Raw genomic sequence first — 12,105 nt, forward strand, 5'->3', positions numbered from 1 at the left:
ACCCGCTTCCTTCAGTCGCTCCAGCCATCTGCCGTGGACTCGGTAGTACTCACACAGAGCCACGGAGACACGAAGCATGACTGAAAACGAAACCAGGTTACTGGAAGCTCCGTGCCTTTGTGGCTACGTGCGAGCTAAATTCCATCCTGTTGCGATGAATGTTCCAACCCCGCTTTCTTCAGTCGCTCCAGCCATCTGCCGCGGACTCGGTAGTACTCACACAGAGCCACGGAGACACGAAGCATGACTGAAACCGAAACCAGGATACTGGAAGCTCCGTGCCTTTGTGGCTTCGTGCGAGCCAAATTCCTTTCCGCGTCGGAGCAGTTCCGCTAAGGTGCGCCGATCATGAATTTTAAGGAAGAACTCAACGAAGAGCAATATGCCGCCGTCACCGCGCCCGACGGGGCCGCGCTGGTCGTCGCCGCCGCCGGAACCGGAAAAACCCGCACCCTGATCTACCGCCTGGCCTACCTCGTCACCGAAAAGCAGGTCCAGCCGTTCGAGGTGCTGCTGCTGACTTTCACCAACAAAGCCGCGCGCGAGATGCTTAGCCGCGCGGAGGAACTGGTGAACCAGCGCTTCAACAGCGGCTATAGCGGAACCTTCCACTCCTTTGCAAACAAGCTACTGCGCTCGCACGCCCACGAACTCAAGGGCCTCAACTTCGGCCGCGACTTCTCCATCCTCGACGCCGACGATGCCAAAAAGCTGATGCGCTCGTGCATCGATGAACTCGGCGTGGAAAAGAAACATTTTCCCAAACCGGAGGTGCTGCTCAGCCTCTTCGGCGTGGTGAGCGGCCGCATGGGCGACTTGACGGCGGCAATCGACGAGCAGTTCGAACACTCGGACGTCGACGCCGACCAGGTGGTCAAGGCGCATAATCTTTACCAAGAACGCAAGCAACTCGCCAACGCGATGGACTTCGACGACTTGCTGATTTTCGCCCACAAGCTGCTGGCCGAAAACGAGCGCGCCCGCTTTTTCTATCAGGAATCCTTCAAGTATGTGCTGGTGGACGAATATCAGGATACCAACGCCATCCAGGCCGCGCTGGTCAATTTGCTGGTGCAGACCCACGGCAACATCATGGTGGTGGGCGACGATTTCCAGAGCATCTATTCCTGGCGCGGCGCCGACTTCCGCAACTTCCTCGACTTCGAAAAATTCTATCCCGGCGCGGCGACCTACAAGCTGCAGATCAACTACCGCAGCACCCCCGAAATCCTGGAGGTGGCCAACGAAGTGATTGCCGGCAACAAGGACCAGTTCCAGAAGGAGCTTCAGGCCGTGCGCGCCAGCGGTGCGATGCCGCATCTGGCCAAGGTGCGCGATGGCTCGGTCCAGGCGCGCTACGTCATCGAAAAGGCGCGCGAGATCAACCGCCGCGGCATCCCGCTTTCCGAAATCTGCGTGCTCTACCGCTCGCATTTCCACGCGATGGAGCTGCAGATGGAGCTGGCGCGCTCGCAGATGAGTTATGTCGTCACCTCGGGCGTTCGCTTCTTCGAGCAGGCGCACGTCAAGGATGTCCTGACCGTTCTGCAGTTGCTGGTGAACCCCTCCAACGGCATTGCCTTTTTCCGTCTGGTTGAAATGCTGCCGAAGGTGGGCGAGAAAACCGCTCAGAAAATCTTCAAGAAGCTGGGCGGCCGCGTCAACCTGCAGCGTCCGGAAATCCACGACGAGTTGATCGCCGCGCTGCCCGCCGCCGCGCGCGAGGACTGGGAAAAGATCAAGCCCGTCTTCCTGGCCTATCGCGAGGAGCATCTGGAGAACGATCCCGGCGAGCTGATCTTCCGCTTCGGCAAGGCCTTCTATAAGGAATACATGGTCGAAAACTTCGACAACCATAAATTCCGCCAGGAAGACCTCGACGGGCTGATCGACTTCACCGTCAAGTTCGACTCCACCGAATCGTTCCTTTCGGAGGTGGCGTTGCTCACCAACCTCGATGCCGATTCCGGCAAGGCGCCGTCGGAAGAGGAGCAGCGCGACTCGCTGCGGCTCTCGACCGTCCATCAGGCCAAGGGGCTGGAGTGGAAAGCCGTCTTTGTGCTCTTCGTCAACGAAGAGATGTTTCCCAGCAAGAAGGCGATCGAGGAAAACGGCGATGCCGAGGAGCGGCGGCTCTTCTATGTGGCCGTCACCCGCGCCGAAGACGAGCTCTTTCTGTGCTCGCCGATGGTGCGCCGCCAGCGCGACGGCGGCATGATCTTCCTGGATCCCTCCCGTTTCCTTGCCGAGATACCGGAGGATCTGCTATCTAATGAGGCTGGTTTTTACTAGCGCCAAATGCCCGTGGACGGAATGTCCAGGGGCGGTGGACGTTCGGCATGCGGCCTTACGTCTTTCGATTGGCAAATAGGGGATGGTTATGGGGTTTCTTTTTTTCGTGATGGTTGCCGGTCTCGTGGTCTTCTTCTGGTTGAAGAGTTCGAAGACGAGCCAGGAGCAGTGGCAGGTGGCGGCCGATCAGCTGAACCTGGCCTACTACGGCGGCGGCTTGGGGTCGGCGGGCACCATTTCCGGTTCGATCGACGGGCACCGCATCACCGTTTCAACGTTCACGAAGCGCAGCGGCAACAACAGCCAGACCTTCACCAAATACCACATCGAGTATCGCCAGCGCCTCAAAACCGATATGAAGATGACCAAGCAGGGGGCGCTGCATAACCTCGGCAAGATTTTCGGATTGCAGGACATCAACGTCGGCAACCCGGCCTTCGACGACCGCGTGCTGTTGCGCGGCAGCAACCCGGAGGCCGTGCGCCGGGTGCTTACGCCCGAGCTGCGCGATGCCGTCAAGTTGGCCATCGTCTCCTACGACGATTGCGTGATCACCAACGAGCACATCTGCGTGAACCGGCGGGGAAGGGATTCCGACGCCGCCGTCGTCGTCGGTACCGTGCGCCGCCTGCTGAAGTTCTGCGAACTGATGAACGCATCGCACAACTACACGCCGAAAAACACGCAGGTGCTCGACCGGCATCCCGCCGCCGTACCGCCGATCCCGAAAGCCAAGGAGCCGCCGAAGATTCCGGTATCCGAGGATCCCCTGCCGGAAATCGAAGCCATCGAGCCCTCGTTCGACCCCTACACGACGCCCCGGCCAATCGTTCCCGATCCGCCGATGATTCCGGTGGACGATGAGCCGGACCCCGTCCCTGCGGTGCCTGTTGCGGAAGACGTGCCGCCGCCGGTTTCAGAGCCGGAACCCGACGTACTGGATTTGAAACAGACCGCCGAAGCGTTGTTCCGCGCCGAGGATTCGGGGAGCGCGTTGCTGGCATCGAAGGTCTTCGACGAAAAATACAAAGGGCGCCGCATCGCGGGTTCGGGAACGGTGAAACGGGTTGGCAAGATCAGCTACGATCCCGTATTCGGCAGCATTCGCGGCATCAAGGTTGCGTTGACGGTCTGCGAGATGGACGGGGCCTACTCCAAGATCAAGGTCAGTGCGGAAACCATCTTTCCGTTGGACGAGTTCGAGAAACTCAAGAGTCTGGAAGACAAACCGTTGCATATCTCCGGCAAGCTGATTGCGCAGGACACGATGATGCGCAAGCTCTTCGTCGTGGATGAGTAGGCAGCCGTTCCGGCTGCGCTATTTGCGGCCGACGGAAAAGTCCACGATCACGGGAAAGTGATCGGAACCAACGTCGCCGCCGACCATCCGGTGATGCACGGCGATTTGCGCCGCGTGCAACGCGTGGTCGAGCGGGATGCGCAGAAACGATCGGTTGGCGGGCCACGTGGGCTGGAAGCCAAACCCCTTCATGCTGTTCTTCAGTCCGCTCTCTTTCACGAGCTGCTTGAAATGCGGCGACCACGGCGAGGTGTTCAGGTCGCCGATCAACAGCACGGGATGTTTTTGTGCGGCAATAAGCGCGGGGAGCGCCTGCAACTGCTCGTTGCGCAACCGCGAATAGGATTTCCCGATGGGCGGCAACGGATGGGTCCCGATGAACGAAACCTCGCCCGACGGCGTGTGGATGGTCGCGACGATGGTGGGAAGGTTCGCTTCGCCGACCGATAGGATTTCGCCCCGCGAGAGAGGGAGCTTGCTGAGCAGCATGATGCCGAAGCAGTCGTCGCGCGCCTGGGCGATCCGGTGCGGATACTGCGCCCGGAGGGTTTCGAATTGCCGTTCCCATTTTGTGGTGACCTCTTCCAGAAGCAATACGTCGGGATCCGCGGCGGAGATGGCTTTGAGCACCTGCTCCGTGTTGCCGTTCAGCGCGTTGATGTTCATCAGCATCGCGCGGGTCGGTTGGCCCAGCGCGGAGGCCGGCTTGCCGAAGTAGAGCGGCAGCACGAAGGCATAGTTGAAGACGGCCAGCAGCACGAGCGCCACGGCGCGTTGGTTCCAGCGCTTCCAGAGCGCGATGCCGATCAGCACCAGGCAGAGCTGCATGTACTGCACCCGGAAGTGCGAAAAGAGATCGAACAGCCAGAACAGCCGCCCGAGGAAACCCAAGACCGTTGCAACCAGCAACCCCATGCCGAAGGCATCGAGCATCCCCCGCAGGCTAAGTTTCACGGAGTGCCTCTACGATGCTTGATCCGGCGAGATGCCCGCTGGCGAAGGCCCATTGCAGATTGAAGCCGCCGCACGGGCCGTCGAGATTCAGTGCCTCGCCCGCCAAATAGAGCCCCGGTTGCAACTTGCTTTCGAGGGTGTCGGGGTTGACGCCTTTGAGGTCGATCCCGCCGCGGGTGACGATCGCCTTGTTGAAGCCTTCCGTTCCCGTTGCCGTAATATGGGCGGCGGTGATTTGCCGCGTCAGCAACTCCTCCGTCTTGCCGCCGGCTTTGCTGGCGGGCAGTTCCGGATCGATGCCGCAGAGCTCGCATAGCGTCTTGGCCAAGGCCGAGGGCAACCAGGGCCGCAGGGCATTGGCGATGCTCTTGTTGCCGCCGTCGCGCTGCCAGGCGCCGAGCTTGGGCGCCAAATTAATCACCAACGGGACGCTTTCTTGGGTTTGCAGTTTTTCGGCGATGGCGCCGGAACTGTTGAGGACCACGGGGCCGCTGATGCCCTGGTGCGTGAACAGCAGGTCGCCGTTGGTTCCGGCTTTCGGAAAACCTTTGAGCCCAACCCGCAGGTTGACGCCGGGAAGCGCGATGCCCGTCAGCTCCTTGACCCAGCGCTCTTGGATGAGCAGAGGGACGTCGGCCGGAATCGGATCGATGATCTTATGTCCGGCCCGCAGCGCCAGGCCGTAGCCACTCGACGAACCGCCCAGCGCGGAATAGCCCTTGCCGCCCGTGGCGAGCAACACCGCCTTGGACGGAACGATTCCCTCCGCGGTTTTCACGCCGCCCTCTTTCGGCAGGGCCGTCACTTCGCTGTTCGTGCGGATTTCCACATGAAACTTGCGGCACTCCTTCAGGAGCACGTCCAGGATCGACGCGGCATTGCCGGTCGTGGGGAACACCTTGTCTTCTTCTTCGCAGGTCTCGACGCCGCGATCGCGGAAAAAGGCGCGGAGAGGCTCCGAACCCATTGCTCGCAAAGCCGGTTGCATGAAGCGGCCGTGCCTTCCGAAGGCTTCCATGAATGCATGGGCCGGCAACGTGTTGCAGAGGTTGCAACGTCCGCCGCCCGTGGCCAGTAGCTTCAGCCCGACCTTCGGCATGCGTTCCAATACCAGCACGCGCAGCCCGCCGCGCGCCGCTGCGATTGCGCCCATCAGACCCGCCGGGCCGGAGCCGATGACGATGAGATCATACATCGATCACGATTCCGCACCATTTGCCGTCGCCGTCGCGCGAGACTTCCTTGCAGCCCAGCTCGATGAAGGTGTTGGCGACCGCGTCGGCTTCGATCTCGCGGATGCCGCTGAGCAGCAGCCGTTTCCGGGCGGCCTTCTTCAGCTCCGGCGCCGCCTCCAGCAAGACCGAGGTCAGGATGTTGGCGCAGACGAGGTCGGCGGGCTTGGAGTTCCAGCCCGGCTCCAGCACGTCGGCCTGGAAAAAGTGGATCTTGCCTTCGACGCCGTTGCGCGCGGCATTGATTTCGCACTGGTCCACGCAAACCGGATCGTAGTCGAAGGCAATCACGTCGGGAATGCCGAGCTTGATGGCGGCGATCGATAGGATGCCGCTGCCCGTCCCGGCATCGATCATGGAGCTGATCCCCAGCGCCTCGTGGGCGGCCTCCAGCGCCTCGAGGCAAAACTTGGTGGTGAAGTGTCCGCCCGTGCCGAAGCTGAGTCCGGGATTGATGATGATGTTGGTCTTTCCATCATCCGGAACCTCCTCCCATTCGGGGACGATGCGCAGGTTGCGGCCCAGCTCGATGGTTTTGAAATGGTGCTGCCAGAACGTGGTCCAATCCTGTTCCTTGTATTCCTTCACCTCCGAGGTCCGGATCCCCATGTCGCCGGGAAGCGCCTTCTGCGAGATCTCCGCTTCGAGCAACGAATCGAAATAGATTTCGATCAGCGACTCCTCGGCCTGCGGCTGCGTGATTTCGATCGGTTCCTTCCCGAGCGCTTCGCGCACCCATTCGCAAACCGCGTCCACTTGTGCCGTGCCGACCAGCAGGTTCAACTGCCCGCCGCTGTTTTTGTTTTCTTCGCTCATTGATCAGTCCTTTAGATGCCGCGCCTGGCGGGGTAATAGAGAAGGGGAGTCTTGCCCGTTGTCCGGGCTCTTTTCAAATCCAAACTTTTTCAGGAAGCCCGGCACATCCGGGCGGTTGCCGCGTTGGTAGTCGGCCCAAAGCGCCGTGGCCACGAATTTTTCTTCGAGCCCCGTTTCGGTCGAAAGGTATTCCATCAGCAGTTTGGCGAGCCGCACCATGTGCAGGTTTCCCGTGGTGTTCGTTCGGGCATAGAGCCAATCCGAAAAGTGCAGGAACGCCGCGAAGGCGGCCCGCCTGCTCCAGATCAGCGGCGCGGTCTCGATGAACTGCCCGTTGTTGACGACGAGATTCCAGTAGCGCGCGAAGCGCTGGATGCGCTGCATCTGCTCGAACGGAATCTGGCCGGTGCTCAGGATTTCGTAGGGCGCGTGCGGACTGTAGACCATGTTCCATTCCGCGGTGTGGCGGGCGATCGGCGCGCCGCGCAGCCGCTTGAGAATGCCGAGTTGGATCTCTTGCGGGTTCAGCGCGAGCAGGCGGTTGAATCCGGCCTCGAAGCTTTGAAGGTCCTCGCCCGGCAACCCGGCGATCAGGTCGGAATGGATGTGCACGCCGGTTTCCGCGCGCAGCCGGCGCATGTTGGTTTCGATCTTCCCGATGTCGAGCGGGCGCTGGATCCGGTGCGCCACCGCTTCGTTGAACGTCTGGATGCCGATCTCGAACTGCAACATGCCCGGCGGGCATTCCTTGACGGCGTCCAGCAGTTCGTCCGGCAGGCGATCGGGAATGACCTCGAAGTGGAGCATCATGCCCGGCTTGTGGCGTTCGCGGAAAAAGGCGAGCACCTTCAGCGCAAAGGGAATATCGATGTTGAAGGTGCGGTCGACGAATTTGAAGCTCCGCGCCCCGCGCTCGAGCAGGCGCCCGAAGGCGGCGAAGAGTTTTTCTTCGGGGAAATAGCGCACGGTGTTGTCGAGCGACGACATGCAGTATTCGCACCGGAACGGGCAACCGCGCGACGCCTCCACATAGATGGCGCGGTGGGCGATGTCCTCGTCCGAATAGAGGTCGTACGGCAGCGCGAGCTTCGCCACGTCCACGGGACCCGCGTGGATGGTTTTACCACGAAGACGCAACGGACTCGAAGGGGCGCCGGGTTCGTTGTTCTTTGCTTTGCGGTTTAAAATCCGGTTGCACAGTTCCGGGAAGGCGGCTTCGCCTTCGCCGCAGATGACGTGGTCGGCGTAGTGGAAGATTTCTTGCTCTTCGGTTTCGTAGGAAATCTCCGGACCCCCGAGAACCAGAATGGTTGCTGGGCGGATGCTTTTAAGCAGCGCCGCAACCTTGGTGGCGAGATCGATGTTCCAGATGTAGCAACCGATCCCGACGATGCGCGGGTTGCGCGCCAGGATTTTTTCGACGGCGATGCGCGGTTGTTCCTGCAGATCGAACTCCAGCAGCGCCGTGCGCTGGGCCAACTCGCCGAGGTTGGCCAGCAGGTAGCGCGCGCCGAATGCGGTGTGGGCATAGCGCGCATTGAAGGCGACCAGCACGACATCGGAAGACCCGGTTTGTGCATGACCGCAAAGACGCGAAGGCGCAACGGGCTCGGTTCTTTGCATCTTAGCGTCTTTGCGGTCATTTTTTGAGGGAACGTTGTTACGCATGGCGCCCCATCATCGAATCGATTTCCGCCAACTGCGCGGCGTTCAGTTCAATCCCGCCGCCGAGACGGCCGATGTTCAGGTTGATCTTGGCCGTGTTTTCGAGCACCTCGATGCGGTCGAAGGCCTGTAGCAGGGAATCGCCCGTGCAGAGCACCCCGTGGTTTTCCATCAGGATGCAGGCGGTGTGCTGCTTGAAACTGCCCGCCACGGAGGCGGCCAGTTCGTTCGTGCCCATCAGCGCATAGGGCGCGTATTCCGGCTCGCCGACGATGGCGTAGGCCTCGGCGATCAGCTTCACGTTGATCGGTTGGCGCGCGGCGACGAAGGTGCTGGCCATCGGCGGGTGGGCGTGGACGATCGCCTTGACGTGCGGATGGCGCTTGTAGATTTCCAGATGCATCGAGGTTTCGATGCTCGGTTTCAGCCGTGGCGTATGGTTGGTTCCATCCATGCCGATTTCGGCGATCTGCTCCGCCGTCATATGGCCTTTGTCGGTTGCCGAGGGCGTGAGCAGGATCCGCTCGTTCGAAACGCGCAGGGAAATGTTGCCGCCGGACGTCGTGGTGAGCCCCTGCCGGTAAAGGCGGTTCATGCAGTCGGCCACGGCCTGTTTTTCTTCTTTCATCGATTTCCTTCCATTAGGCATTTATGACCGCGAAGACGCCGAGAGAAATTAGATGGGTATTAGGCGTCTTCGTATCGTTGCGGCCAATTTAAGCGCCTGTTCTATCGCATCGCGAACGGGAAATGGTATAACGCGGATCTTTCACGAAAGGAACCATTCTATGTTGGAAACCGTACGCTGGATCACCGCCGAAGGAACCGTGCTCGACTGCTTCGAGAAGGGTGTTCCGCTCCTGCCCGGCAAGCTGCGCATCATCGACCAGACCCAACTGCCCAAGGATCTGGTTTATCTCGAACTCGACGACATCGAAGAAATCGTGGCGGCGATCAAGCGCCTCTCCGTCCGCGGCGCGCCCGCCATCGGTTGCGCGGCGGCGCTGGGGCTGGCCGCCTGCGCCCAGCATCTGCCCGATGAGGGCTTTGCCGGCGCGGTCGAGGCCTTGGCCGATAAACTGGCGGCCTCGCGCCCGACGGCGGTCAACCTGTTCTGGGCCCTGGAGCGGACCTGCGCACACTTGCGCAAGTGTGCGCAGGCGCGGAGCGGGGATTTGAAGCTCGAATTGGTGCTGGAGGGCCTGGCCATCCTCGCAGAGGATATCCGGATGTGCCGGGCAATCGGAGCGCATGGCGCGCCGCTGATCGAAGCGGGGATGGGCATCCTGACCCATTGCAACGCCGGGGCGCTGGCGACGGGCGATTTCGGGACGGCGCTGGCGCCGATGTATGCCGCGCACGACGCCGGGCGGCGGTTTACCGTCTATTCCGACGAAACGCGGCCGCTGAACCAAGGCTCGCGGCTGACGGCGTGGGAGCTGCATCGGGCCGGGATCGACGTGGTGACGATCTGCGACAACATGGCGGCGCAGGTGATGAAGGAGGGGAAAATCGATTTGGTGATCGTCGGCTCCGACCGGATTGCGGCCAACGGCGACGCCGCCAACAAGATCGGCACCTACGGACTCGCCGTGCTGGCGAAGCACCACGGCATTCCGTTTTACGTCGCGGCGCCGACTTCGACCATCGACACCGCTTTGGCGACCGGAGCGCGCATTCCCATCGAACACCGCGCGGCGGCCGAGATCGGCGCGGCCGACGGCGTGCGCGTGTACAATCCCGCGTTCGACGTGACGCCGCACGAACTGATTTCCGGCATCGTCACCGAAAACGGGCTGCACCGCCCGCCTTTTAAATTCGTTTGACATCGCGCGGCAACTCTACGAAAACCTTGTGGCTATGAGTTTACCCATTTGTACATACGGAAACCCGGTGCTGCGGCAGAAGGCCGTGGACGTCATGGTGGTCGACGACGATATCCGCGCGCTGGCGAAGGAAATGTTCGAGACCATGTATGCCGAAAACGGCGTCGGCCTCGCCGCCGAGCAGGTTGGCCGCACCGAACGCCTCTTCATTGTCGACATCCCCGCCGACAGCGACGTCGGCGACGACGGCCGGCGCGAAAACCCGTCGGTCGAGATGCCGCTGGTTTGCATCAACCCGAAAATCACGGGCCATACGGCGGACGTTCAGGTCGGTCCCGAGGGCTGCCTGAGCTTTCCGGAAATCTTCGCCAACGTGGAACGGTGGTACGAGGTGGATGCCGAGTACATCGATCTCGACGGCATTCCGCGCACGATCCACGCCAAGGGGCTGCTGGCCCGCGCCATCCAGCACGAGTCCGACCACCTCGACGGCGTCCTGCTGGTCGACCGCATGTCGCACGTCAAAAAGGTCGCCATCGGCGGCAAGCTCAAGCGCCTGGTGAAAGAGACCAAGAAGGCGCTGTAGAGGTTGAAGGGTTGCAAGGGTGAACGCGTTGAAGGGTTGTTCCTTTTAACCCGTTTAACCCTTGAACTTTTCAATCGTTTCGATGCTAATCGAAACAATGATTGCGCTGAATAAAACCATACGGCTGTTTCTCGACAGCATCGGGCGACGGGACGAGTACGAGTTCTATCTCGACAAGTTCCAGTCCGAGCGTTCCGCCTGCTTCGCGCTGCTCTGTCCGGATCTCGGCAGTATCGAAGCCGGGGCCGAAGTGCTGGCGTTCGATCTGCATTTTCTGCTGCGGCTGGAGCTGGTGCCCGCCATTCTGCTGTGCGGGCCGGATGCCGCGAAAATGAAAGAAGCGCTTTCGGTCGAACCCATCTTCGTGTTCCAGCCGATGGATCAAGGATCGGTTCCGCGCTTTATCCAGCAGTCGCGCATGGCCGAAAAGATTCCGGTGCTGCTGGGCGGAACGCATTCGCTGGCGGAGTCGCTGGCGGCGTTGCTGCCCGAGATTGCCAACCGCGTTCATTTCATCCGCGCGGCGGGCGGCCTGAAAAACGAAGCCGGCGAACTGTTGCCCTACATCTATACCCACAAGGCGAACCCGCAACCGCTGGCGCCGCTGGAGTTCGACTATCCCGGGTTGGTCCGGCACCTGTTCGAGGATTTCCCCAGCGTACACGTTTCCATCACCTCGCCGATCAACCTGCTGCAGGAAATCTTTACCGTCAAAGGGGCCGGTACCCTTTTCCGGAAAGGGAGCGAGATCCTATTGTTCCACGGGACGGGGCAGGCCGACCGCGGCCGGTTGCTGAACCTGCTGGAAACCAGCTTCGGCAAAAAACTGGCGAGCGAAGCTTTTCTCGACGACGTGGCGTTCGCCTATATCGAAAAGGACTACCGCGGCGCGGTGCTGCTCGAAGAGCATCCGGCGGGACTCTATCTCTCCAAGTTTGCGGTGGGGCGCGAAGCGCGCGGCGAGGGCCTCGCGCTGGAGCTCTGGCGTGCGGTCTGCGAAAACCACAACGCCTTCTTTTGGCGGTCGAGCATTTCGAACCGCTTCAACTCGTGGTATAGCAAGCAGGCCGATGGCTACCATATCAGCGGCAAGTGGCAGATTTTCTGGCGAGGGGTTTCGATCGATGCCATCTCCGGGATCATCGGTTTCTGCTGCGAACGCACCGAGGATTTTCAATAGGGAAACATTATGCGGGGGCGGAAATACATTCGGAATGCCACCAAGCTCACGCGGTTCCTGAACCATGTGGTGGACGGCATCGTGTTCAACCTCCTCACCTCGGCCGTTGCCTTTGTCGTGCTGCTGGGGATGGTCATGGCCGAACAACATGCGCAGGTCGAGTCGATTCTCGCCAAGGCCAACGGCGTGGGTGCCGGCATTCTCTCGCTGGTGCTCTACATCGGCTACTTCGCCGTCTTCGAAATTTCCTTCGG

General features: G+C 61.0%; 11 protein-coding genes. 6 read left to right on the forward strand and 5 right to left on the reverse strand.

The features are described from left to right. Positions 1-348: 348 nt before the first annotated feature. Complete coding sequence (locus tag ABYO54_RS07135; RefSeq protein WP_372807557.1) at positions 349-2,292, forward strand: ATP-dependent helicase; 1,944 nt, start codon at positions 349-351, stop codon at positions 2,290-2,292. Positions 2,293-2,380: 88 nt separating this feature from the next. After that, positions 2,381-3,592 carry a hypothetical protein gene (locus ABYO54_RS07140; protein ID WP_372807558.1) on the forward strand — a complete coding sequence of 404 codons (1,212 nt, stop codon included), beginning with the start codon at positions 2,381-2,383 and terminating at the stop codon, positions 3,590-3,592. 18 nt (positions 3,593-3,610) lie between these two features. Here ABYO54_RS07140 and ABYO54_RS07145 read toward each other — a convergent pair whose 3' ends face one another. The 5 genes from ABYO54_RS07145 to ABYO54_RS07165 are packed head-to-tail and all read right to left on the reverse strand — an operon-like array spanning position 3,611 to position 8,887. Next, positions 3,611-4,546 (reverse strand): endonuclease/exonuclease/phosphatase family protein, encoded by a 936-nt coding sequence (locus tag ABYO54_RS07145; RefSeq protein ID WP_372807559.1) that lies wholly within the window; start codon positions 4,544-4,546, stop codon positions 3,611-3,613. Beyond that, positions 4,536-5,741 carry an NAD(P)/FAD-dependent oxidoreductase gene (locus ABYO54_RS07150; protein WP_372807560.1) on the reverse strand — a complete coding sequence of 402 codons (1,206 nt, stop codon included), beginning with the start codon at positions 5,739-5,741 and terminating at the stop codon, positions 4,536-4,538. Before ABYO54_RS07150 ends, ABYO54_RS07145 begins: the two co-directional genes overlap by 11 nt. Then, positions 5,734-6,594, reverse strand: coding sequence for a 50S ribosomal protein L11 methyltransferase (locus ABYO54_RS07155; RefSeq protein ID WP_372807561.1), 861 nt, complete (start codon positions 6,592-6,594; stop codon positions 5,734-5,736). Before ABYO54_RS07155 ends, ABYO54_RS07150 begins: the two co-directional genes overlap by 8 nt. A gap of 3 nt (positions 6,595-6,597) precedes the next feature. After that, complete coding sequence (locus ABYO54_RS07160) at positions 6,598-8,217, reverse strand: DUF4080 domain-containing protein (protein WP_372807562.1); 1,620 nt, start codon at positions 8,215-8,217, stop codon at positions 6,598-6,600. 37 nt (positions 8,218-8,254) lie between these two features. Next, on the reverse strand, positions 8,255-8,887 hold the full coding sequence (locus ABYO54_RS07165; RefSeq protein WP_372807563.1) for a class II aldolase/adducin family protein: 633 nt from the start codon (positions 8,885-8,887) through the stop codon (positions 8,255-8,257). A 160-nt stretch (positions 8,888-9,047) separates the two neighbouring features. Here ABYO54_RS07165 and mtnA point away from each other — a divergent pair, with 160 nt between their 5' ends. From mtnA to ABYO54_RS07185, 4 genes are all read left to right on the forward strand, one after another. Next, entirely contained in the window at positions 9,048-10,085 is a 1,038-nt protein-coding gene (mtnA, locus tag ABYO54_RS07170) for an S-methyl-5-thioribose-1-phosphate isomerase (protein WP_372807564.1), read from the forward strand. Between the two features lie 34 nt (positions 10,086-10,119). Further along, the gene (gene def, locus ABYO54_RS07175; protein ID WP_372807565.1) at positions 10,120-10,671 is read left to right on the forward strand and encodes a peptide deformylase; all 552 of its coding nucleotides are present in this window, start codon (positions 10,120-10,122) and stop codon (positions 10,669-10,671) included. 97 nt (positions 10,672-10,768) lie between these two features. After that, the gene (locus tag ABYO54_RS07180; RefSeq protein WP_372807566.1) at positions 10,769-11,851 is read left to right on the forward strand and encodes a hypothetical protein; all 1,083 of its coding nucleotides are present in this window, start codon (positions 10,769-10,771) and stop codon (positions 11,849-11,851) included. 9 nt (positions 11,852-11,860) lie between these two features. Then, a partial coding sequence (locus ABYO54_RS07185) for a hypothetical protein (RefSeq protein WP_372807567.1) occupies positions 11,861-12,105 on the forward strand: 245 nt, incomplete at its 3' end.

The sequence above is a fragment of the Pontiella sp. genome (assembly GCF_041622395.1).
GTDB lineage: Bacteria > Verrucomicrobiota > Kiritimatiellia > Kiritimatiellales > Pontiellaceae > Pontiella.

Coding starts and splice junctions, on each gene's coding strand:
- ABYO54_RS07135 (WP_372807557.1), top strand. CDS start 349: ATGAATTTTAAGGAAGAACTCAACGAAGAGCAATATGCCGCCGTCACC.
- ABYO54_RS07140 (WP_372807558.1), top strand. CDS start 2,381: ATGGGGTTTCTTTTTTTCGTGATGGTTGCCGGTCTCGTGGTCTTCTTC.
- ABYO54_RS07150 (WP_372807560.1), bottom strand. CDS start 5,741: ATGTATGATCTCATCGTCATCGGCTCCGGCCCGGCGGGTCTGATGGGC.
- ABYO54_RS07155 (WP_372807561.1), bottom strand. CDS start 6,594: ATGAGCGAAGAAAACAAAAACAGCGGCGGGCAGTTGAACCTGCTGGTC.
- ABYO54_RS07160 (WP_372807562.1), bottom strand. CDS start 8,217: ATGCAAAGAACCGAGCCCGTTGCGCCTTCGCGTCTTTGCGGTCATGCA.
- ABYO54_RS07165 (WP_372807563.1), bottom strand. CDS start 8,887: ATGAAAGAAGAAAAACAGGCCGTGGCCGACTGCATGAACCGCCTTTAC.
- mtnA (WP_372807564.1), top strand. CDS start 9,048: ATGTTGGAAACCGTACGCTGGATCACCGCCGAAGGAACCGTGCTCGAC.
- def (WP_372807565.1), top strand. CDS start 10,120: ATGAGTTTACCCATTTGTACATACGGAAACCCGGTGCTGCGGCAGAAG.
- ABYO54_RS07180 (WP_372807566.1), top strand. CDS start 10,769: ATGATTGCGCTGAATAAAACCATACGGCTGTTTCTCGACAGCATCGGG.